This is a genomic window from Actinomycetospora sp. (genome assembly GCF_036497245.1).
Classification (GTDB): Bacteria; Actinomycetota; Actinomycetes; order Mycobacteriales; family Pseudonocardiaceae; genus Actinomycetospora.
Genome location: NZ_DASXJS010000172.1, coordinates 1 through 21,144, shown reverse-complemented (window position 1 = coordinate 21,144; position 21,144 = coordinate 1). Strand labels below are relative to the sequence as shown.

Here is a 21,144-nt window from a genome sequence, read left to right as displayed (position 1 = left end):
GCCGCGTCGGGGTCGCCGGTGCCGGCGATCTCGAGGGTGACGGGCCCGTCGAGGGCGTCCTGGCGCAGGGCGAACGCGACGGGGCGCAGGTCGTCGTCGGCGATCGCGGCGAGGACGAACGGGCGGGCCGCGTCGCGGGCGAAGCGGGCGACGGGGGCCCAGCGCATCACCGCGGTGCGGGCGAGGTCGAGGGAGAAGGGGCCCTCGGGGACGAGGACGTGGTGGGTCGGCGTCGGCGTCATGGTCATCGCCGTCGGCGGCGCCATCGGTGTCGTCGAGGATGTGGAGTTGCTGACGTCCAGCGTCAGCGATGCCGCATCGCTGACCGGGGTCGTGGTGGTCATGACGAGCACGATGCGCCCGGAATCACGACACGTGCTGTCGTGATTCTGCGAGAATCTCGGACTTGTGCGCTCCGACCGCCTGCTGGCCACCCTCCTGCTGCTGCAGACCCACGGCCGGCTGCCCGCACCGGAGCTCGCCAAGCGCCTCGAGGTGTCCACCCGGACCGTCGCGCGCGACGTCGAGGCGCTGTCCTCCGCGGGCGTCCCGGTCTACGTGGAGCGCGGCCGCAACGGCGGCGTCGTGCTCATGCCCGGGTTCCGGACCGACGTCAGCGGGCTCACCGACGGCGAGATGCGGGCGCTGCTCGCGCTCACCGACGGCGAGCAGGGCGGCTCGCTGGGGCGGGCGGTGGCCTCGGCCGTGCGCAAGCTGCTGGCGGCGGTGCCCGAGGCCCGGCGCCCCGGCATCTCCCGGGCGCGGCGCACCGTCGTCGTCGAGGCGCAGGGGTGGCACCGCACCGGGCAGCCGGCCGGGGACGACGTCGCCCTCGCGGCGCTCGAGCGCGCCGTCGCGGCCGACGAGCGGGTCCGGATCTCCTACCGGCCCGCGTCGGGCGACGGCGGGGCCGCGTGGCGCACCGTCGACCCGTACGGCCTGGTCAGCAAGGCAGGCACCTGGTACCTGATCGGCGCCGCGCGCGGAACGCCGCGGATGTTCCGGGTGAGCCGGGTCGAGGAGGTGGCCGCCACCGGGACGCCGGCGCGCCGCCCCGACGAACGGGGCCTCGAGCAGGTGTGGATCGAGCTGCGCGACCGGCTGGAGCAGGCCCCGGAGGCCGTGACGGTGCGGGTGCGCGTCGACGCCGCGCGGCGGGCGATGATCGAGCGCGTGGTGACCGCGCAGTTGGTGGGCCCTCCGGAACCGGACGACGAGCCCGACGTCATCCGCCTGCCCTTCCGTGCCGCCGGCGCGGCCGTGGGGATCCTGCTGGGGTTCGGGGCGGCGATCGAGGTCGTGGGGCCGCCCGAGGTCCGCGCGCTCATGGCGGAGCGCGCGGCCGACGTCGTCGCTCTCTACGGCTGAACCGATCTTCGGCCGTTCGCGTCTTGGGAGGCCGGGGCTCGGAGAACTAGGGTTGCCGACCATGACGACGGTGCTGGTGACCGGTGGCGGCGAGCGGCTCGACGAGGTGGTCTCGGCGGTGAAGGCGACGGGAGCCGACGTCGTCGTCGTGGACAGTGCCGACCGGCTCGGCGAGGCCGTCACCGGGACGATCTTCGACGCGTACGTGCAGCTCCCGGTGGCGATGACCCCGCCCGAGGGCAGCCTCGTCTCGAAGGTCGAGCAGTTCCTCACCCAGGGCCTGCTCTCGCGCTTCCGGGCAGCGGCCACGGTGCTGCCCTCCCTCGCGCCGGAGGCGACGGTGATGCTCGTCGGCGGTCAGACCAACATCGACGTCGACGCCCCCGACGACCGCGAGGCCCGCGTCGCCCTCATGCGCGTGCTCGCCCACGCCCTGCGCGCCGAGCGGGCCCCCGAGCGGCTCACGGTCCGCACCGTGGACCACACGTGGACCGCCGACCAGATCGTCGCGCGGCTCAGCGGCGGGGGCGGCGAGGCGCCGTCGCCCTCGGGCGGCGACGAGGGGATCGGCAAGGCGTACGCCGACTGGCGGGCCGAGGTCGTGGGGCTGATGCGGGTGGAATTCTGACGGTGCGTTCCCCGCTCGTGAGCGCTCAATGTCGCTATAGCCCCATTGAGTGCTCACGAGGCCGCAGGCCACCGACGCCGTCTCAGCACCGTCTCAGCCCACACGTCCAGACTGTGCCCATGCGGATCCTCGTCGTCGACGACGACCGGGCCGTGCGCGACTCCCTGCGCCGGTCCCTGGCGTTCAACGGGTACCAGGTCGACCTCGCCACCGACGGCCAGCAGGCCCTCGACGCGATCACGGCGGAGCGCCCCGACGCGCTCGTGCTCGACGTGATGATGCCGCGCCTCGACGGCCTCGAGGTGTGCCGGCGGCTGCGCAGCTCGGGCGACGACCTGCCGGTGCTGGTGCTCACCGCCCGGGAGGCCGTCTCCGACCGGGTCGCGGGGCTGGACGCGGGCGCCGACGACTACCTCGCGAAGCCGTTCGCGTTGGAGGAGCTCCTCGCGCGGCTGCGGGCGCTGCTGCGCCGGACCTCGCCCGAGGACCGCGACGAGTACCCCGAGCCGCTCAAGTTCGCCGACCTCTCCTTGGATCCCGTGACCCGCGAGGTCACCCGCGCCGACCGGCCGATCACGCTGACCCGCACCGAGTTCGCGCTGCTCGAACTGCTCATCGCGAACCCGCGCCGGGTGCTCACCCGGAGCCGGATCCTCGAGGAGGTCTGGGGCTACGACTTCCCGACCACCGGCAACGCGCTCGAGGTCTACGTCGGCTACCTGCGGCGCAAAACCGAGGCCGAGGGCGAGTCGCGGCTGATCCACACGGTGCGCGGGGTCGGCTACGTCCTGCGTGCCGACGCCTGACCGCGGACCAGCCGTGGAACGCCCCGCGCGGGTCCTCGTCGTCGAGGACTCCGAACCCATCCTGGCGTCGGTGACGACGGCGCTGACCGGCGTCGGTCACGAGGTGCTGGCCCGCGCCGACGGCGCCCGCCTGGAGGACGACCTCGCGACGTTCACGCCCGACGTCGTCGTCCTCGACGTCATGCTCCCCGGCCGCGACGGGTACGCGCTGCTGCCGGCGGTCCGGGCGACGAGTGCCGGGGTCATCCTGCTGACCGCGCGCAGCGGCGTCGCCGACCGGGTCCGTGGGCTGCGCGCCGGCGCCGACGACTACCTCGTGAAGCCGTTCGCGCTCGCCGAGCTGATCGCGCGCGTCGAGGCGCTGTTGCGCCGCAGCGGCGGGGTCGGGGACGCGGTGGAGGTCGCCGACGTCGTCGTCGACCCCGACGCCGGGCGGGTCACCCGCGCCGGGCGGGAGGTCCCGGTGACCGCGACCGAGCTGCGCCTGCTGCACGACCTCGTTGCGAACCGGGGCCGGGTGCGGTCCAAGTCCCAGCTGCTCGGCGCGGTGTGGGGCTGGGACGAGTACGACCTCAACGTCGTGGAGGTCCACGTCAGCGCGCTGCGGCGCAAGCTCGGCGACCCGCGGGTCATCCACACCGTGCGCGGGCAGGGCTACGTGGCGCGCGCGGAGGCCACGGCGGAGGCGCCGCCGTCATGACCGCGACCGCGCGGTACCGGTCGGCGTCGTGAACCGGTGGGGTGGCGCGTCGCTGCGCCGGCGGGTGACCGTGACGTCGGTGGTGGTGGTCGCCGTCGTCGTCCTGGTGGTCGTCGTCGTGTCCGACCTGATCTTCGCGGTGCAGACCCGCTCCGAGGCGCTGACGACGTTGAACGGGCGTGCGCTGCAGGCCGTGCAGCTCGGGGACCAGGGGCTCGCGCCGGAGCAGATCGTGCGCCGCGTGGAGCTCGGCGGCGGGGTCGCGGTGGTGGTGCGCGGCGCGGACGGGACGGTGCTGGCGGCGAATCGAGCCACGGACACCTCGCCCTCGGCGCGCCGCACGGTGACCCGCAGGCTCGCGTCCGGGTCCATCGTGACGCTGACCGCGGACCCCTCGCTGGAGGGCGCGGCCGAGCGACGGCTGCTTCGGGTGCTGCTGCTGGTCGGCGGGATCGCGGTCGTCGTCGCGGCCGCCGCGCTGCTGGTGACGACGCGGCTGGCGCTGGCGCCGCTCGACGCGCTGACCTCGCTGGCCCGCTCCATCGCCGGCGGACGACGGGGGGAGCGGCTGACCCCGGCCCGCCGCGACACCGAGCTCGGGCGCGCGGCGGCCGCCTTCGACGAGATGCTCGACGCGCTGGAGGGTGCCGAGGCGCAGGCGCGGACCTCGGAGGCGAGCACCCGCCGCTTCGTCGCCGATGCCGCCCACGAGCTGCGCACCCCGCTCGCCGGGATCGCCGCGACCGCGGAGGCGGGCACCGCGCCCGAGCTCGACCCCGAGGCGCGGGAACGGCTCGCGACCCTGCTGGTGCGCGACGCCCGCCGCGCGGGGCGCATCGTCGACGACCTGCTCACCCTCGCGCGCTATGACGCGGGCCTGCGTCCCGAGCGCGAGGAGGTCGACCTGGTCGAGCTCGTCCGCGTCGAGACCGACCGGGACGCGGTGCGCCGCCCCGACGATCCCGCGGTGCTCGCCGCGGCCGGTCCGGTACAGGTGGCGGTCGACGCGGAGCTGGTCGGGCAGGCACTGACCAACCTGCTCACCAACGCCCGGCGACATGGGAACGGCCGGGTGACGGTGACGGTGGGGGTCGACGGCGGCGTCGCCCGGGTCGCGGTCCGCGACGAGGGACCTGGGGTTCCCGAGGGCGAGCGCGAGCGGGTCTTCGACCGGATGGTGCGGCTGGACGAGGCGCGGTCCGGGGGCGCGGGCGGTGCCCGTGGTGGGGGCGCCGGGCTGGGGCTCGCGATCGCGCGGGAGGCGGCGCGGGCACATGGTGGCGACCTGGTGTGCACGGCCCCGGACGACGGGAGCCCGGGTGCGGTGTTCGTCCTGACGCTGCCGCTGGCGTGACCGGGCGTCGTCGAGGATGTGGAGCTGCTGACGTCGGTGTGTCAGCAAGGCAACTGAGCACGCCGATAGGGCCGCATCGCTGACGCGTGCGTATCCCCGGACGTCAGCGCGGGGCGATCCCCGTGGCGTTGATCGAGGCGGCGGTCGGGCCGACGACCAGGCGGGACGTGGTCATCGACGAGTCCTGGGTGATCGCGGGATCGCGGTAGAGACCGACCTTGAGGTAGTCGCCTGCGTCGATCATCGTGCCGCGCGGCGGGTGGTAGTTCTTCACCTTCGCGACGCCGTTGCGCCACACGTCGACCACGGACTTGTCCGGGTCGCGGGAGAAGTGGACGTGCAGGACCACGTCGACGGTGTCGTCCGGGCCGAGCGCGCCCACGTCCTGCTGGTCGCCGCCGACGTTCGCGAGGCGCAGCCGGCCGCTCCCCGCCTCGAGCGCGATCGGGGGCGAGCCGGTCCCGCCGCGCTGGTGCCACTGCAGGATCAGCTGCCAGGTGTCGGTGCCGGTCGGCAGGTCGTGCAGCGTGCTGACGTCGTGCACCCAGAGGTCGTCGCCCTCGTGGTACTCGGGCAGCAGCGGCAGCACCTCGGAGCGCTCACCGCCACCGGGCACGGCGAACGAGATCGCCTTGCCGCCGACGAAGCGGGGCTGCGCCGCTCCGGAGACGAGCCCCGAACCGCCGCTGTTGTCGAAGTGGCTCGCGACGTCGCCGAGGGTCGAATCCAGGACGCCGCGTCCGGTCGCGGGCCGGGCCGCGAGGGCCCGCCCGGCGACGAGGGGGTCGACCATGGCGGCCCTGGCCTGCGGCGCGGGGGCGTCCGAGGTCGCGATCGGCGGCGCGTCGGGTTCGTCGGAGCCCTGCCCGTGGAGCAGGACCACCGGCAGCACGAGCACCGCGCCCGCGAGCACGGCGCCGAGGACGAGGCGCAGGCGCGACGGGTCCGGGCCTCCGGGCGGCGGGCCACCGCGGTGGGCCGGCGGACGGTCGCGGAGGGCAGTGCTCACCCGACGCTCCAGGTCATCGTGGTGTACCTCCGTGCGTGGCGACGTGCCCTCATCCGGATCAACGACGGGTCCTCCGCCCGGGATGCGCCGTCGGCGCGTTCGATCGCGTTCCGGTCACGACGAGTCGCGCACGAGTGACCCCTGTCATACCCCGGACAGTGGTGTTGTCGGACGGTCCGGACACGGAGAGTCGCCGATCGTGGGTCCCTCGTCGTTTCGTCACCGCCGATCGCGCGAACCCTCGACCGGTTCCACTCACACAGACCTCTGATGGAAGTCGTTCTTACCGAGGGCGACGATGGGATGTGGCGAGCGGGTGTGATACCGCGGACCGGGACGACGGTCTGTGGCGGGCCGCGTCCGGTCGGGCCGAGTGGAAGGAGTGTTCGATGGCGGACCGGAGCAGGACCGCGGGGCGCTGGGCCGCACTGTCGGGGGTGGAGGACGTGCGCCGGGCGACGGGGTGGGCCGTGAGCGTCGTCGTGGACTCCGCCGACCTCCTCGCGCAGGGCGTGACCGCGGTGGCGGTGAGCGCCGTCCGGGGTCGTCCGCAGCCGGCGCGCGCCCGGCTAGGTGCCTCCGGCTGGTGAGCACTTTCCGGTGTCATAGCCCCGGAAAGTGCTCACGAGGCCGGAGGCCACCTACGCGCGGGGGATCCAGAACCGCAGCAGCGCGCCGCCCGACGGCGCCTCCTGCGCGGAGACGCCGCCGTGGTGACGGACGGCGGTCTGCGCGACGATCGAGAGGCCCAGCCCGGAGCCGGGCATGGTGCGGGCGTCGGCGGAGCGGAAGAAGCGGTCGAACACCAGCTCACGCTCCTCGGGCGCGATCCCGGGCCCGGCGTCGGCGACCTCGAGGACCGCGGTGCCCGGCCGCTCCGGGGCCACGCCCGCGCGAAGCACCACCCGCACCTCTCCGCCCGGCGGGCTCCACTTCGCGGCGTTGTCGAGCAGGTTCAGCACCGCCCGCTCCAGTGCGCTGGCGTCGCCGACCACCTCGCACGTGGCGAGCTCGGCGGCGAACCGGACGGCGGGGGCCCGCGGTCGCGCCCGGTCCAGCGCCCGCTCGACCACCTCGGACAGGTCGAGGTGCTCGGCGGCGATCTCCGGAGGGTCGTCGCGGGCGAGCTCGACGACGTCGCCCACCAGCTGGGCGAGCTCGTCGATCTGGGCCCGCAGGTCGGCGGTCAGTTCCGCGCGGTCCTCGTCGGAGAGCCGTGGCGCGTCCGGGCGCCCCGACGCGGCCCCCTCCTCGGCGGCGACCAGCAGCTCCAGGTTGGTCCGCAGCGAGGTCAGCGGGGTGCGCAGCTCGTGCCCGGCGTCGGCGACGAGGCGGCGCTGCCGTTCGATCGACGACGCCAGCGCGGCCAGCATCGCGTTGAAGCTGCGCGTGAGCCGGGCGATCTCGTCCCCGCCGGTGACCGCCATCGGCTGCAGGTCGCCGGTGCGCGCGACCCGCTCCGTCGTCGAGATCAGCCGCTCCACGGGGCGCAGCCCGGCCCGGGCGATGGCGACGCCCACCACCGCGGCGAGCGCCACGCCGATGCCGCCCACGACGACGAGCACGATCGCCAGCCGCGAGAGGGTCCGCCGGGTGGGGTCGAGCTCCTGGGCGAGCACGAGCGCGCGCCCGTTCCCCGACTGCACCGCCACCACCCGGTACGCGGCGCCGTCGACGAAACCGGTCCGCGGGGGCTGCGGCTTCCCGGCCGCCACCTCGGCCTCGGGCGGACCGATCGGCGGCTCGTTGCCCCGGATGGAGATGTAGCGGCCGGTGGGGCCGACGAGCGCCACCCGGAAGTCGCCGGCGGCCAGGGCGTCGGAGGAGACGACCTTGAGCAGCAGCGTCGGGTCGGCGAGGTCGCTGGACGACGCGGCGGTGGCGCGCTCGACGAGGCTCTCGTCGAGCTGGTCGTAGAGCGCGCGGTACGCGGTGAAGAACACCGCGACCGAGATCAGCGCCACCAGCAGGCCCGCGCCGACCGACACCAGGATCGCGACCCGGCGCCGCAGCGGGATCTCGAGCAGGACGTGCCAGCCCGACGGCGCGGCGGGTCGATCGCGCCGGTCGTCCTCGACCGGTGCGGGGTCCTCGCCGCTCCCGTCCCCGGGCGCCGTCGTCGCACTCATCACCGTGATCCTCCCGGATGCCGCGTCGCGTGCGGGTCGGCTCCCCGACCGGGGCGCCGACCGGGCGCGGACTCCCCGGGAGTGGGCCGGACGGGGGTGCTCGCTCCGGCGGCGGCGTTCCCGGCGGGCGCAGGTCGGCGGAGATGGGGGAGGCTGGGTGTATGAGCGAGAGCGACCCGCGCCCGCCCCGGGGCGGCCCGTCCGAGGGCACGGAACCGGACGAGCCGGGCGCGACGGGGCGGGGCTCGGGGGCTCCGGCGGGCCAGGACCCGGCCACCGAGCAGCGACCCGGCCTCGGCACCGGCTACGCGCGCCCGGGCGGCCCCGGGGTGCGCTGGGGTGACGCCTCCGACGAGGAGGCCCCGCGGTCGTGGGCCGGGGCGCCGTTCGGCGGGCACGTGCCCGCGAGCTCACCGACGACGGAGGCCCCGGCGGGGCAGTACCCGCCCGGCGACGGAGCCGACTACGGGTGGGGCCGCACCCCGGCGGCCGGGGGCTCGTCGTCGTCGGGCTCGTCGTCGGGCCCGTCATCGGGTCCGTCGTCGCGGGGCATGACGGCGACCCCGCCCGGCGGGTTCGCCGCCGATCCCGGTGCCGGCTGGGGCGGCGCGCCCGCCCCGGACCCCCACACCGGGTCCGCCCCCGATCCCGACGACACCCGGCCGGGCTTCCTCGACCGGGTCCGGAGCGGTGGCCGCGACGGGGCGGGTGCGGTCGGCCGGACCGGACTGATCCTGGTCGCGCTCGTCGCCCTCGTCGCCGGGCTGATCGGCGGCGCGATCGCGGGGTCGCTCGCCTCGGGCGGCTCCACCTCCGGGACCTCGCTCGCGACCTCCGATTCGGCGGGCGACCCGTTGCCTCCGCCGCCCGCCGGTTCGGTCGAGGCGATCGCGGCGACGGTGCTGCCGAGCACCGTGCAGATCCTGGGCGCGGCCGGTGAGGGCTCGGGCGTCGTGATCTCTCCGGACGGCCTGATCATGACCAACAACCACGTGCTCGCCGCCGGACGCGGGAGCGGCCTCCAGGCGGTCTTCTCCGACGGGCGCGTCGCCCCGGTGACGCTGGTCGGCGCGGCCCCCGCCGCCGACATCGCGGTGGTGCGGGCGAGCGGGATGAGCGGCCTGCAGCCCGCCGTCCTCGGCGACTCCGACCGGCTGCGCCAGGGCCAGGCCGTCCTCGCGGTCGGGTCGCCTCTGGGGCTGCAGGGGACGGTGACCACCGGCATCGTGTCGGCGGTGCAGCGTCCGGTCGCGGCGGGCGGATCCAGCTCCGGGGCGGACAGCACCATCGACGCCATCCAGACCGACGCCGCGATCAACCCCGGCAACTCCGGTGGCCCGCTCGCCGACTCGGCCGGCCACGTGATCGGCGTCAACACCGCGATCGCGAGCGTGCCCTCGGGGGGCGGGTCGGGGCAGGAGGGCGGCTCGATCGGCCTCGGGTTCGCGATCCCGGTCAACCAGGCCCGGCGGATCGCCACCGAGCTCGTGCAGACCGGCCGGGCGACCCAGGCGATCATCGGGGTACAGCTCGCCAACGGCGGGCCGCGCGGCGCCACCGTCGCGAACGTGACGCCGGGCTCACCCGCCGCGACCGCCGGGATCGCCGCGGGCGACCTCGTCACGAAGGTCGACAACCGGGTGATCGAGGACGCGAACGCGCTCGTCGCGGCGATCCAGTCCAGCGCGCCGAATCAGGTGGTGACGCTGACCGTGACGAGCACCGGCGCGGCGCCCCGACCGGTCCCGGTGACCCTGGGGAGCCGGGTGATCGGGGGACGGTAGGTGCGCTTCGCGCTCGTGAGCACTTTCCGGTGCTATAGCACCGGAAAGTGCTCACAAGCGCGAAGCGCACCTACGACCTCCTGAGCACCGCGAACGACCGCCCGGTCGCGTCCATCTCCTCGGGGGCCGAGCGCTCGGTGACCCACAGCCCGGCCGCCGCCGCGACCTCGTCGACGGCCTCCGGCCCGATCACGGCCCACGGGAACCAGGTGCCGGTGGGGCAGGTCGCCTCGGGCGCCTCCTCCCGGGGCCCCTCGTCGCTGACCAGGTGCGCGGCGCCCTGCCAGAACTCGGCGCCGGGCTCCACCTCGAGCAGCACCGTGCCGGTCTCGGCGAGCAGGTCGCGGCAGCGCCGGAGCAGCGCCACCGGGTCCCCGCCGATGCCGATGTTGCCGTCGGCGAGCACCACGTGCTCCCAGCGACCCTCGCCGGGCAGGCGCTCGAAGGCGTCGCGGTGCAGCACCGCGGCCCCCCGCTGCAGGCACCGCTCGACCGCCTGCACGGAGACGTCGACGCCGAGGGCGGGCACCCCGCGGTCGGCGAGGGCGACGACGAGCCGTCCCGGCCCGCACCCGAGGTCGAGGGTCGCGCCGAGACATCGCTCCAGCAGCCACCCGTCGTCGCCGTCGGCGTCGTCCTGCCAGCGCTGCACGGCCAGCGGGAGCACGACCCCGTCGGCGCGCACCAGGCGGTGGCTGCGTCCGGCGAGTGCCGCGTCGAAGACGGTGGCGTCCCCGGCAGCGACGGCCCGGCAGCCGTTGCGCGAACGTGGGTCGTCCGCGGGGTACTCGAGGGCGTCGGGCGCGACGGCCGTCGCCGGGACCGGTTGCTCGCGGGCCGCGTCGACCACGGCGAACGGATGGGTCATCGGCGACAGGGACGTCACGGGCTGACACCTCCGGGAACGGGCAGGAGGTCGCCGACCGCGCGGGCGAAACGACCATGGGGGACCAGCTCGGACACGCGGACGGCGTCGTCGGCGGTGTCCACGTCCGACAGCGGCGGCAGCTCCGTCACCGCGTCGTGGCCGAGCCCGGCCCGCAGCGCCGCGAGCGTGCGCCTGCCGGTCTCGTCGGTGGAGGTCGGCACGTCGGTGATGAGCCCGGCGTGCCCTGGGTCGGCCAGCGCGACGGCCCACCAGCCGCCGTCGAGCGCGAGGCCCAGCGCCGCGGCCGTCCCCGATTCGACGGTGCGCAATGCGTCATCGAGCAGGCCCGCGTCGAGCTGGGGGGTGTCCATGCCGATCTGCACGGTGACCGCGTCCGGGTAGGTCCGGGCGACATCGGCGTGGGCGGCGGCGATGCGCTCCCCGAGGGAGTCCCCGCGCTGGGGCACGACGGTGTGCCCGGCCAGCGCGGCGGTGATCTCGTCGCCGCGCACACCGTGCGCGGGAGAGCCCTCCAGGGCGACGACGACCCGAGCACCCGGGGTCGCGGCGGCGGCGTCGAGCGTGTCGAGGAGCGCGGCGGCGGCCAGCCCGGCGGCACCCTCGGGCGTCGCCGGGGGACTCAACCGGGTCTTGGCCCGTCCCGGGACCGGCGCCTTGGCGAGCACGATCACCACACGGCCGACGCGTCCGGCGCTCGCGTCGGCGCCGGACCCCCGGGATCCTGCCTGGTCGGCTTGCATGATCGTCGCGTTCGTATCGGGGGTGCTCATCGGTTCGGCCGTCCCCCGGCCGGGTCGGCGGGCGGTGCGGTGTGCGGTGTTCGGGCGAGCGCCCGGGTCATGTCTCGTACGGCGCGGACCGTGCCGCGCACCGAGCCGGACACCTTCGATCGCCCCCCTGCCCGCGGCCGGTAGGCCACGTCGATCTCACGGATCCGCCAGCCGGCGGAGCCGGCACGGATGAGCAGTTCGAGCGGGTAGCCGAAGGCCCGGTCGGTGATCCCGAGATCGAGCAGGGCCTGCCTGCGGGCCACCCGCACCGGCGCGATGTCGCGGACCCCCACGCCCCGCACCCGCATGAGCCCCGAGAGCACGAGGTTGCCCAGCCGGGCGTGCCACGGCCAGGTCCCGCGCGCGACCGGCACCCGCCGCCCGACGACGAGGTCGACACCGGTGTCGTGCAGCAGGGTGACCATCGCCGGGAGCTCCGCCGGGTCGAGCGAGCCGTCGGCGTCGATGACCGCGACCACCTCGGTCCGGGTGGCCTCGAGCCCCGCGTGCACGGCGGCGCCGTACCCCTTGCGGGTCTCGTGCACCACGAGGGCGCCGCGACCCGCCGCGAGCTCGGGGGTGCCGTCGGTGGAGCCGTTGTCGGCGACGACCGCGTCGAACCCGTCGGGGAGCGCGTCCAGCACCGTGGGCAGCGCTTCGACCTCGTTGAGACACGGGAGCACGACATCCACACGGCCGTTCACCGCGATCACGCTATGAGGTCGCCCGTGAAGGCCCGCACGCGGGGGCGGAGCCCCGGATCGTCCGTGCCCGGCCGGGAACCGCCGTCCGGAGGACATTCCACGTCCGGGTGGGCCCGGCTCACCGGGTCGCCACGTCCGGTTCGTACTCTCCGTGGCCGTGACGACCGTGCTCGGGGCCACGCGCCCCCACGACGACGACGGCGGCGCCGTCACGCCGGGTGGTTCCGGTGACGGCCGCCGTCGGGGGCCCCGGCTGCCGGGTGATCTCGTCGCGGTGCTGCTCGCTGCCGCGCTCGTCGCCTGGGCCTGCGTCGACGGCTGGGCCGAGATCCACCGGGGGGTGACGATCCTCGCCGGGTGGCCGCCGCTGCTCGCCGACTGGCTGCCGCACTTCGCCCCGGGCGGGATCACCGCGGTCGTCGTCGCCCTGCTCGTCGCGCTCGCCGGGCCCGGGGTCGCCGCACGCCTGCGCTGGGGGCCGCTGCTGGGCCTGGCCTACGTCGCGTCCGCGGCGTGGACGCTCGGGCTGGCGCTGATCGACGGCTACCAGGTCGGCGTCGTCGACCGGCTCACGACGCCGACCGAGTACCTCGTCGAGGTGCGGCGCTTCCCCGGGCTCGGGCCGTTCCTGACGACGTTCACCGACCGCATCGTCGGGATGACTCCCGACACCCTCGTCACCCACTCGTCGGGCCACCCGCCGCTGGCGACGTTGTTCTACGTGTGGGTCGGCGACCTGTTCGGCCCGGGCGGGGAGCCGGCGGGTCTGGCGACGCTGCTGCTGGGCGCGTCGGCGCCGGTCGCGGTGGCGGTGGCGGTCGGGGCGCTCGGCGGGCAACGCTTCGGCGCCGCGGGGGCCAGGGTCGGCGGACGGGTGGAACTGCTCGCGCCGGAGACCGTGACGGCGGGTCGGGACCTGGCGCGTCGTTACCTGCCGTTCGGCGTGCTCGTCCCGGGCGCGGTGTGGGTCGGGGTGTCGGCCGACGGGATGTTCGCCGCGGTGTTCGCCTGGGGCGTCGCGTTCCTCGCGCTCGGGGCGGTGCGCCGCGGGGTGCTCGGCGCGACGCTGTGCCTGCTCGGCGGGGTCGTCCTCGGCGGCGCGCTCTTCCTGTCCTACGGCCTCGTCGCGGGCGGCCTGGTCCCGATCGCGGTCGCGGTCCTGGTACGGCGCTGGTCCCCGCTCCTGGCGGGCGCGGTCGGGGCGGCCGCCGTCGTCGGGCTGTTCGCGTACGGCGGGTACTGGTGGCTCGACGGATACGAGCAGGTCAAGCTGCGCTACTACCAGGTCGGCGAGTACGGGCTGTTGCGTCCGTACACGTACTGGGTGTGGGCGAACCTCGCGGCGTTCGCCCTCGCGATCGGGCCCGCGGCGGTCGCGGGCGTGCGGCGCCTCGTGTGGTGGCCGCGGCGGGCCCCCCTGGCCGTGGTGCTGCTGGTCGGGGCGGTCCTGCTGGCGGTCGCCGCCGCGGACGTGTCCGGGCTGTCGAAGTCCGAGGTGGAGCGGATCTGGCTCCCGTTCGCGACGTGGGCCGTGCTCGCGTGCGCGATGCTCCCGCCCCGCTCGGCGCGCTGGTGGCTGCTCGCGCAGGCCGCGCTGGCGATCACCGTGAACAGCCTGCTGCTCACCACCTGGTGATCCCCGCCGTCAGGAGACGGCGGCGCGCAGCGGGTCGGTGGCGAACCGGGTGATGCCGTCGGCGAACGGGGTGGCGGCCCGGAAGCCCAGGACCTCGGCCGCGCGGGCCGGGTCGGCGGTGACGTGCCGGACGTCGCCCGGGCGTGCCCCGCCGACGACCTGCGGCGCCGGGCCGTCCATCGCGCTCGCCAGCTGGGTGGCGAGGTCCGAGATCGTCCGGACCTCGCCGGAGCAGACGTTCAGCGGCGTGCAGGTCCCCTCGGAGGTGATGTCCCGGGCCGCCTCGAGCGCGGCCACGTTGATGCCCGCGACGTCGCTGACGTGCACGAAGTCGCGCCGCTGGCGCCCGTCCTCCATCACCCGCGGGGCCTCGCCGCGCTCCAGCGCCGACCGGAAGATCGACGCCACGCCCGCGTACGGCGTGTTCTGCGGCATCCGCGGGCCGTACACGTTGTGGTAGCGCATCGCGAACACCCGGCCGCCGGTCGCGCGGGCCCACGCGACGGCGAGGTGCTCCTGGGCGAGCTTGGTCGCGGCGTAGGTCGAGCGCGGCTCGAGGGCCGCGCCCTCGGGCACGAGCTCGCCCTGCAGGTCCCGGCCGCAGACCGGGCACGGCAGGTCGTAGCGCCCGGCGTCGACGTCGCCCTGCGTCCGCGCCGGCGGCGGCTGGACGCCGTGCTCCGGGCACGAGTAGCGGCCCTCGCCGTAGACGACCATCGAGCTCGCCATGACCAGCTTCGTGTGGTGCGACCGGTACATCGCGGCGAGCAGAACCGCGGTGGCGACGTCGTTGTTCTCCGCGTAGGCGGGGGCGTCGTTCGGGTCGACGCCGTGCCCGACCATCGCGGCCTGGTGGCAGATCGCGTCCACCTCGGGGAGCAGGCGGTCGAGCAGACCGGCGTCCCGGACGTCGCCGTGGACCAGTTCGAAGCGGTCGGTCCACTCCGGTGCCTTGCCCTCCGCGTGCGCCTGCGGGAGCAGCGCGTCCAGCAGTACGGGCGTGTGGCCGCGGTCGGCGAGCTGGTCGGCGATGGCCGAACCGATGAACCCGGCACCGCCGGTGAGGAGGACGCGCACGCCGGCCACGGTAGCGTCGGGCAATCCGGCGGCGGGGTCCGCGGTCGGCTCGCTAGGGTCTCGGGCATGGAACACCCGCGGTCGACGGCGGCGATGCAGGACGACTCCCTCGGGGGCGGCGACGACGATCTGCTGGGCCGGGCCCTGGTCGTGATCGTCGACGACCGGGCGTCCACCGGCGAGGTCCCCGACGCCACCGGTCCCCTGGTCACCGAACTGCTCGGGGAGGCGGGGCTCGTCGTCGACGGGACCATCGTCGTGCCCGGCGAGTCGGTGGCCATCCGCAACGCCCTGAACACGGCTGTGATCGGCGGCGTCGACCTCGTCGTCACCGTCGGCGGCACCGGGGTCGCTCCGCGAGCGGTGACCGCGGACGCCACGGCAGGCGTGCTCGATCGCCCCATCCCGGGCATCGCCGAGGCGATCCGCGCGTCCGGGCTGGCCGCGGGCGCCGTCGACGCCGGCCTCTCCCGGGGCCTGGTCGGCGTGTCGGGATCGACGCTGGTCGTGAACCTCGCGGCCTCCCGCGCGGCGGTGCGCGACGGCATGGCCACCCTCACCCCGCTGATCTCGCACGTCATCGCCGAGCTCTCGGGGCTGGAGGAGAACTGACCCCGGTCGGGGACCCCGACGACGTCCCTGACGCCGAGGTTCCTGACGCCGAGGTTCTTGACGCCGAGGCGCATGCGGCAGCCGCCCGCCGTCGCACGCGCGAGGCGCTCTTCGGCGAGGACTCCGGCGCGAGCGCCGACGAGCGCGACGACGCCGACCGGGCGCGCGGGGACACCGGGCGGGACCGTCGCTGGTACGACGACCAGCGCCCGCCGCATCACGGCTGAGCGGCGCCTTCCGCTCGTCAGATGACAGCAACGGGCCATTGCTGTCACGCCCGGGCGCCCGCTTCGACGAGGGGCACACAGCGCAGGCTCGGAGCGCGGTCGGCCTGCGTGCTGTGCTGCTGATCAAGCGCGGTGTCAGCGATGCCGCATCGCTGACACAGGGGCGACGCCCAGCGTCACCCGGCGCCACGCTCTGGACGCGGAGCGTCGCGATACTCTCATCTCATTACTTGTTGAGGTATCGCACTGGGAGGTGTGATGTCGGAGGGTCGACCGACTCGACGGGCCGTGCTGGCGGGTGCGCTCGGGGGAGGGCTGGCGCTCGGGGCGGTGCCGTTGCTCTCCGGGTGCGGGTCGGCGGCCTCGGAGGACCGGCTGCGGGTCGCGTTCGCCGGGGGCGGCTCGCGGGAGAACCTCGACCCGCACGTGGTGCTGAACTACGTCGACCAGGCCCGGGCGAAGGCGTGCTTCGACACGCTGACCGGTTGGTCGGAGGAGATGGGCGCGGTCCCGCGGCTCGCCGAGTCGTGGGAGGTCGACCCGACCGGCATGCGCTGGCGCATCCGCCTGCGGGAGACCCGCTTCCACGACGGAAGGCCGCTCACCCCCGACGACGTGCTCGCCACGTTCTGCCGCATCGCCGACCCCGCGACGGGGGCGACCGCCGCGAAGCTCTTCACGACGGTGGACCTGACCGCGAGCCGGGCGCTCGGCCCCCGCGACGTCGAGGTGGTCCTGACCGCGCCGAACTTCCTCTTCCCGCTCTCCTGGGCGGCGCCGGGGACCGAGATCGTCCCGCAGGGCACGACGTCGTTCGCCCGCCCGATCGGGACCGGGCCCTTCCGATGGGTGTCGTTCACTCCGGGCGGGCCCGCGCTCTACGCGGCGAACCCGGCCTACTGGGGCGGCGCCCCGCCGAGCCGCGAGCTCGAGTTCGTCCCGGTCGACGAGGAGCAGGCCCGGGTCGGGGCCCTGCTCTCCGGGCAGGTCGCCTACGCGTTCGACCTGCGGGCCTCCAGCGCGGTGTCGCTCGGGACCGACTCCCGGACGAGGGTGCTCTCCGCGCCGGGCTCGGCGTCGCAGTTCCTCTACCTGCGGGTCGACCGCCCGCCCTTCTCCGACCCCCGCCTACGCGAGGCCGTCACGCTCGGACTCGACCGGGAGGCTCTGGTGCGGGTCGCGCTGCTCGGGAAGGGGCAGGTCGGGAACGATCTCTTCGGGCAGGGCGCGCAGTACTACGACACGTCCGTCCCGCAGGTGACCCGGGACGTCGAGCGGGCAGGCGCCCTCGTCGGGCAGGCCGGGGCGACCGGGTCGCGGATCGAGCTGCAGACCAGCACGAGCGACCCGATCTACCAGGCGGCGGCGGGGGTGATCGCCCAGCAGCTGGGGGAGATCGGCCTGCAGGTGGTCCCTCGCACCGTGCCGCCCGACAGCTACTACGCCACGATCCGGTCCCAGGGGGTGTCCTCGGTGAGCAGCGTCGGATCGCTCCCACTGCCCGACTACATCGGCCGGCGGATGGTCAGCAGCGCCACCGCCCGCAACTTCACGGGCTACCGGGACCCGCAGATCGACGCGCTCTCCGCCGCGGCCGTCGCGACGTCGGACGAGCCCGCCCGGATCGCGAGCTACGCGCGGGCCCAGGAGCTCATCCGGGCCTCGTCGGGGATGCTCGTCTGGGCCGCCGCCGACAACCACGTCGGGATCGCCGCCGAGCTGGGCGGGGTGCTCCTCGCCCGGCCGAACACCGACCAGTGGGCACGGTTCGACCGGGCCCGCCTGGGCTGACCGTCCCGTGACGACCACCGCGCCGTCGCCCCGGCCCGTCGACCGGCCGCGCAGCCTGCCGCGACGACTGACCGGACGCGTCGCCGTCGCGGCCGGGCAGCTCGCCGCGGTGTCGGTGATCGTGTTCGCGCTGACCACCGTGCTGCCCGGCGACACCGCGGAGGTCGTCCTCGGCCAGCAGTCCACCCCCGAGCAGGTGGCGGCCCTGCGCGCCCAGCTCGGCCTCGACCGGCCGGTGGTCCTGCGCTTCGCCGACTGGGCGGGTGGCGTGCTCACCGGAGACCCCGGGCGCTCGCTGGTCACCGGGGTGCCGGTGGCCGACGAGCTCGCGGGCCGACTGGCGAGCACCGCCACCGTGGCCGGGTCGGCGCTCGCCGTCCTCGTCCCCGTCGCGCTCGCCGCGGGCGTCACGGCGGGCAGGCGGCCGGGGTCGGTGACCGACCGGGTGATCACCGCGCTCGCCACCGCGGGCCAGGCGATCCCCGAGTTCGCCTCGGGGCTCGTGCTGGTCGCCGTCTTCGCGGTCGGCCTCGGGTGGCTCCCGGCGACGGCGGGCGGTGGCAGCTTCACCGGACCGGCGGTGCTCGTGCTGCCGGTCGTCGTGCTGGCCCTGAACCAGGTCGGCCGGCTCGCACGCCAGATCCGGGTCGGGGTCGTCGAGACCGACCGCGCCGAGTACGTGGTGCACCTGCGCCGCCTCGGGATGGCCGAGCGCACCCTGCTGTGGCGCCACGTCCTGCCGGGCGCCGTCCCCCCGACGGTGCAGCAGCTCGCCCGGGTCGTCGACGGGCTGCTGGGCGGCGTGGTCGTCGTGGAGGCGCTGTTCGCGCTCCCCGGTGTCGGCGCGGGATTCGTGGACGCCGTCGAGGGCCGGGACCTCCCGCTCGTGCAGGGATACGCCCTGCTGTTCGCGACGACGACGGTGCTGGTCAACCTGGCCGCGGACCTGGTGTCCGACCGGCTCGCGCCCCACCGCGAGGCGCTCGCGTGACCCGGCGCCCGGACGCGGCCCTCGTCGTCGGGGCCCTGCTGGCGGGAATCCCGCTGCTGGCCGCGCTCGTCGGTCCCCTCGTCGCGCCGCGGACGCCACCGGGCACGACGCCGCTGCTGCCGCCCGGGAGCGAGGGCACCGTGCTCGGCACCGACGTCTACGGGCGGGACGTCCTGGGGCTCGCGCTGACCGGCGGCCTGTCGGTCGTCGGCCTCACCGTCGGCGCGCTGGCCCTCGCCTACGCGGTGGGCACGCCGCTGGGCCTGCTGCTCGCCGCGACCCGGCGCCGCCGGCTGGACACCGCCGGGCTGCGCCTCGTCGACGTGGCTCTCGTGCTCCCGCCGCTGCTCGTCCTGCTGGTCCTCGCGGCCACCGGGCGCCGCGGCGCGGCGTGGCTGATCCTCGGCGCCGCGTTCGTCCAGCTGCCCGCGCTGGTGCGGCTGGTCCGCAGCGCCGCGCGCGCCCCGGGCCGGCGCGCGGTCCAGGAGGCCCAGATCCAGGCGGGCGAACCGTGGTGGCGCTCCCACCTGCTCGAGCCCGCCCGGGCCGCCCTCGGAGCGTTGGTGGTGGACGCCGGGACCAGGGTGGTGCTCGTGGTCACCGTCCTGACCAGCGCGAACTTCCTCGGGGCCGGCCTGGAACCGACCTCGGCGGACTGGGGCGTGGTGATCCAGCAGAACGGCGGCTCGCTCTTCCTCGCACCCGTGACGCTGGTCGTGCCCGCTGTGCTCGTGGTCGCCCTGTGCGCGGGCACGAACCTGCTGACCGACCGGCTGCTCGACCGCCGGGACCACCTGTGACGCCCGGGCCGGTGCTGTCCGTGCGCTCCCTGCACGCGCGGGCGGGCGCCGTCGAGCTCCTCGCCGGGGTCGAGGTCGACCTGCACGCCGGCGGGGTGCTCGCCGTCGTCGGGCCGTCCGGGTCGGGCAAGAGCACGCTCGGTCTGGCCCTGTTGGGCGCGACGGTTCCCGGGGTGGCACTCACGGGGAGCGTCCGGGTCGGCGGCACGGAGCTCGTGGGCGCCGGCCGCGCCGCACCGGCCGGGCGCGTGGGCTACCTGCCCCAGCACCCCGGCGCGGTGCTCGACCCCCTGCGCCGCGTCGGCGCGGTGCTCGACGAGATGGCCGCCGTCGTCCACGGGGCCGATCGCGTGGCCCGGTCGTCGGCGGTCCGCGCGGCGTTGCGAGCCGCGCAGCTACCTGCCCACGAGCTCTCCCGTCGCTTCCCGCACCAGCTCTCCGGCGGCCAGCAGCAACGGATGGCGCTCGCCCTGGCCCTGGTCACCGGACCCGACGTCGTCGTCCTCGACGAGCCGACCACCGGGCTGGACCCGGACACCACGCGGGCACTCCTCGAGAGCCTCGCCGGGCTCGCCGCGTCCGGGGTGGCGCTCGTGCTGCTCACCCACGACCACGACCTGGCCCGTGCGCTGGCCCACGAGGCGCTGGCGGTCCGCGGTGGCCGTGTCGAGGCGCAGGGCCCCGCGGCCGAGGTCCTCGACGTTCCCGGGAGGCCGCCGATGGCCGACCCCGCGCCCGCCACGACGCACCCCCGGCTGCGGGCGCGGGGCCTCACGGTCGTGACCGGGGACGGCCGCGCGATCCTCGACGGGGTCGACCTGGACGCGGACGCCGGGGCGGCGGTGGCGGTGATCGGGCCCTCGGGCGCCGGTAAGACGACGCTCGCGCGGGCCCTGGCGGGCCTCGCCGTCGCACGGTCCGGGGTCGTCGAGGTCCGCGGGACGGTGCTGCGTCCCGACGCCCTCGACCGCGACCGCCACGGGCGCCGCGCCGTGCAGTACATCCACCAGGACCCGCGTTCGACGTTCGCGCCGCACCGCGCCGTGCTCGAGCAGGTGGCCCGCCCGGCGACGCGCCTCCGCGGTCGGGACGCCGGCGCGGCGACGGCGGAGGCCGTCGAGGTCCTGGGGACGCTCGCGGTCGACGAGGCCACGGCCGGCCGCCGACCCCGGGCGCTCTCGGGTGGTCAGCTCCAGCGGGCGGCGATAGCCCGCGCCCTGCTGGCGCGGCCCGCCGTCATCGTCGCGGACGAGGCGACCTCTGCCCTCGACGCCGACCACCGGGACGAGCTGGTCGCGGTGCTCGACGGCGTCCGGCGCGAGCACGGCGCGACGCTGGTGCTGGTCAGCCACGACCTGGAGCTCGTCGGGGAGGTCGCGGGCACGACCGTCGTGCTCGACGCGGGCCGGGTCGTCGACCGCGGTCCGACCGCCGAAGTGCTCGCCCGGACCGCCCCGCGGGTCGTCGCCGGTCGGAGGTGAGGGTGCGGATCGAGCTGCCGGGCGGCGGCGTCCCACCAGGCGGCGACGACCTCCGCGCCCGGGCGGCGACGATGATCGACACTGTTGCAGGCTTCAGCAACAACCATGCACATGCGACAAGACTCATCGGAGCGTCAGGGTCACCTCCTGCCCGACCGTCGCGGCGGCCACCCGCGCCGCTTCGGGTCCCGGCAGCGCGACCAGGACGAGGGGCGCCGACGCCGTGCGCTCCTCGCCGGGGAGCACCGTCAGCACCCGCGCTCCCGTCGCGAGCACCACCCCGTCCCCGCCGCCGATCCCGGCGCCCCCGACGACGTCCACCAGCGCGCCGGGGCGCACCAGCGCCGCCACCGCCGGGTCGGCGAGGCGCAGCGGGACCCCCGCCGCG

General features: G+C 75.9%; 20 protein-coding genes and 1 pseudogene. 13 read left to right on the top strand and 8 right to left on the bottom strand.

The genetic code is table 11. From position 1 onward, the window contains the following. The coding region (locus VGI02_RS18630; protein ID WP_331629558.1) for a hypothetical protein at nt 1–344 on the bottom strand (344 nt) is incomplete at its 3' end. A gap of 64 nt (nt 345–408) precedes the next feature. On the opposite strand from VGI02_RS18630, the gene VGI02_RS18625 reads away from it, so the two are divergent. From VGI02_RS18625 to VGI02_RS18605, 5 genes are all read left to right on the top strand, one after another. Then, nucleotides 409–1,368 carry a helix-turn-helix transcriptional regulator gene (locus tag VGI02_RS18625; protein WP_331629556.1) on the top strand — a complete coding sequence of 320 codons (960 nt, stop codon included), beginning with the start codon at nt 409–411 and terminating at the stop codon, nt 1,366–1,368. Between the two features lie 61 nt (nt 1,369–1,429). Beyond that, entirely contained in the window at nt 1,430–1,996 is a 567-nt protein-coding gene (locus tag VGI02_RS18620) for a hypothetical protein (RefSeq protein ID WP_331629554.1), read from the top strand. 119 nt (nt 1,997–2,115) lie between these two features. Then, nucleotides 2,116–2,802, top strand: a complete 687-nt coding sequence (locus tag VGI02_RS18615) for a response regulator transcription factor (protein ID WP_331629552.1) — start codon at nt 2,116–2,118, stop codon at nt 2,800–2,802. Nucleotides 2,803–2,815: 13 nt separating this feature from the next. Further along, nucleotides 2,816–3,502, top strand: coding sequence for a response regulator transcription factor (locus VGI02_RS18610; protein ID WP_331629550.1), 687 nt, complete (start codon nt 2,816–2,818; stop codon nt 3,500–3,502). Between the two features lie 28 nt (nt 3,503–3,530). Continuing rightward, on the top strand, nt 3,531–4,856 hold the full coding sequence (locus VGI02_RS18605; RefSeq protein ID WP_331629548.1) for a sensor histidine kinase: 1,326 nt from the start codon (nt 3,531–3,533) through the stop codon (nt 4,854–4,856). Between the two features lie 103 nt (nt 4,857–4,959). Here the strand turns inward: VGI02_RS18605 and VGI02_RS18600 are convergent, their stop codons facing one another. Further along, the gene (locus VGI02_RS18600) at nt 4,960–5,865 is read right to left on the bottom strand and encodes a heparin lyase I family protein (protein ID WP_331629546.1); all 906 of its coding nucleotides are present in this window, start codon (nt 5,863–5,865) and stop codon (nt 4,960–4,962) included. A 389-nt stretch (nt 5,866–6,254) separates the two neighbouring features. Between VGI02_RS18600 and VGI02_RS18595 the strand changes: the two genes are divergently transcribed. Further along, a complete protein-coding gene (locus tag VGI02_RS18595; RefSeq protein WP_331629544.1) occupies nt 6,255–6,455 on the top strand; it encodes a hypothetical protein in 201 nt (66 codons plus the stop codon). Nucleotides 6,456–6,506: 51 nt separating this feature from the next. On the opposite strand, the gene VGI02_RS18590 is transcribed toward VGI02_RS18595, so the two are convergent. Beyond that, entirely contained in the window at nt 6,507–7,994 is a 1,488-nt protein-coding gene (locus VGI02_RS18590; RefSeq protein WP_331629542.1) for a HAMP domain-containing sensor histidine kinase, read from the bottom strand. 161 nt (nt 7,995–8,155) lie between these two features. Between VGI02_RS18590 and VGI02_RS18585 the strand changes: the two genes are divergently transcribed. Further along, complete coding sequence (locus tag VGI02_RS18585) at nt 8,156–9,778, top strand: trypsin-like peptidase domain-containing protein (protein ID WP_331629540.1); 1,623 nt, start codon at nt 8,156–8,158, stop codon at nt 9,776–9,778. A gap of 70 nt (nt 9,779–9,848) precedes the next feature. On the opposite strand, the gene VGI02_RS18580 is transcribed toward VGI02_RS18585, so the two are convergent. Genes VGI02_RS18580 through VGI02_RS18570 form a run of 3 tightly spaced genes read right to left on the bottom strand, consistent with a single transcriptional unit; the run spans nt 9,849 to nt 12,129 of the window. After that, complete coding sequence (locus VGI02_RS18580; RefSeq protein WP_331629538.1) at nt 9,849–10,664, bottom strand: class I SAM-dependent methyltransferase; 816 nt, start codon at nt 10,662–10,664, stop codon at nt 9,849–9,851. Then, nucleotides 10,661–11,437 carry a TIGR04282 family arsenosugar biosynthesis glycosyltransferase gene (locus tag VGI02_RS18575; protein ID WP_331629536.1) on the bottom strand — a complete coding sequence of 259 codons (777 nt, stop codon included), beginning with the start codon at nt 11,435–11,437 and terminating at the stop codon, nt 10,661–10,663. The genes VGI02_RS18580 and VGI02_RS18575 overlap by 4 nt, the downstream gene beginning before the upstream one ends. Next, the gene (locus tag VGI02_RS18570) at nt 11,434–12,129 is read right to left on the bottom strand and encodes a glycosyltransferase family 2 protein (protein ID WP_331629562.1); all 696 of its coding nucleotides are present in this window, start codon (nt 12,127–12,129) and stop codon (nt 11,434–11,436) included. Before VGI02_RS18570 ends, VGI02_RS18575 begins: the two co-directional genes overlap by 4 nt. A 169-nt stretch (nt 12,130–12,298) precedes the next feature. Between VGI02_RS18570 and VGI02_RS18565 the strand changes: the two genes are divergently transcribed. Beyond that, on the top strand, nt 12,299–13,777 hold the full coding sequence (locus VGI02_RS18565; protein WP_331629534.1) for a hypothetical protein: 1,479 nt from the start codon (nt 12,299–12,301) through the stop codon (nt 13,775–13,777). 9 nt (nt 13,778–13,786) lie between these two features. On the opposite strand, the gene VGI02_RS18560 is transcribed toward VGI02_RS18565, so the two are convergent. Beyond that, nucleotides 13,787–14,854 (bottom strand): NAD-dependent epimerase/dehydratase family protein, encoded by a 1,068-nt coding sequence (locus VGI02_RS18560; protein ID WP_331629532.1) that lies wholly within the window; start codon nt 14,852–14,854, stop codon nt 13,787–13,789. Between the two features lie 93 nt (nt 14,855–14,947). On the opposite strand from VGI02_RS18560, the gene VGI02_RS18555 reads away from it, so the two are divergent. The 5 genes from VGI02_RS18555 (at nt 14,948) to VGI02_RS18535 (ending at nt 20,756) form a co-directional block, all read left to right on the top strand. Continuing rightward, complete coding sequence (locus VGI02_RS18555; protein ID WP_331629560.1) at nt 14,948–15,466, top strand: MogA/MoaB family molybdenum cofactor biosynthesis protein; 519 nt, start codon at nt 14,948–14,950, stop codon at nt 15,464–15,466. A 515-nt stretch (nt 15,467–15,981) separates the two neighbouring features. Next, nucleotides 15,982–17,484 carry an ABC transporter substrate-binding protein gene (locus VGI02_RS18550; RefSeq protein WP_331629530.1) on the top strand — a complete coding sequence of 501 codons (1,503 nt, stop codon included), beginning with the start codon at nt 15,982–15,984 and terminating at the stop codon, nt 17,482–17,484. A gap of 7 nt (nt 17,485–17,491) precedes the next feature. Next, on the top strand, nt 17,492–18,475 hold the full coding sequence (locus tag VGI02_RS18545; RefSeq protein ID WP_331629527.1) for an ABC transporter permease: 984 nt from the start codon (nt 17,492–17,494) through the stop codon (nt 18,473–18,475). After that, nucleotides 18,472–19,275, top strand: a complete 804-nt coding sequence (locus VGI02_RS18540; RefSeq protein WP_331629525.1) for an ABC transporter permease subunit — start codon at nt 18,472–18,474, stop codon at nt 19,273–19,275. Before VGI02_RS18545 ends, VGI02_RS18540 begins: the two co-directional genes overlap by 4 nt. 20 nt (nt 19,276–19,295) lie before the next feature. Beyond that, nucleotides 19,296–20,756 (top strand): ABC transporter ATP-binding protein, encoded by a 1,461-nt coding sequence (locus VGI02_RS18535; RefSeq protein WP_331629523.1) that lies wholly within the window; start codon nt 19,296–19,298, stop codon nt 20,754–20,756. Nucleotides 20,757–20,879: 123 nt separating this feature from the next. Here the strand turns inward: VGI02_RS18535 and VGI02_RS18530 are convergent. Continuing rightward, nucleotides 20,880–21,144, bottom strand: a pseudogene (locus tag VGI02_RS18530) (SAF domain-containing protein); the annotation flags it as partial.

Excerpts from the sequence above, each read along its gene's own strand:
- VGI02_RS18575 (WP_331629536.1), bottom strand. The coding sequence starts at position 11,437 with ATGAGCACCCCCGATACGAACGCGACGATCATGCAAGCCGACCAGGCA.
- VGI02_RS18590 (WP_331629542.1), bottom strand. The coding sequence starts at position 7,994 with ATGAGTGCGACGACGGCGCCCGGGGACGGGAGCGGCGAGGACCCCGCA.
- VGI02_RS18615 (WP_331629552.1), top strand. The coding sequence starts at position 2,116 with ATGCGGATCCTCGTCGTCGACGACGACCGGGCCGTGCGCGACTCCCTG.
- VGI02_RS18620 (WP_331629554.1), top strand. The coding sequence starts at position 1,430 with ATGACGACGGTGCTGGTGACCGGTGGCGGCGAGCGGCTCGACGAGGTG.
- VGI02_RS18595 (WP_331629544.1), top strand. The coding sequence starts at position 6,255 with ATGGCGGACCGGAGCAGGACCGCGGGGCGCTGGGCCGCACTGTCGGGG.
- VGI02_RS18585 (WP_331629540.1), top strand. The coding sequence starts at position 8,156 with ATGAGCGAGAGCGACCCGCGCCCGCCCCGGGGCGGCCCGTCCGAGGGC.
- VGI02_RS18555 (WP_331629560.1), top strand. The coding sequence starts at position 14,948 with ATGCAGGACGACTCCCTCGGGGGCGGCGACGACGATCTGCTGGGCCGG.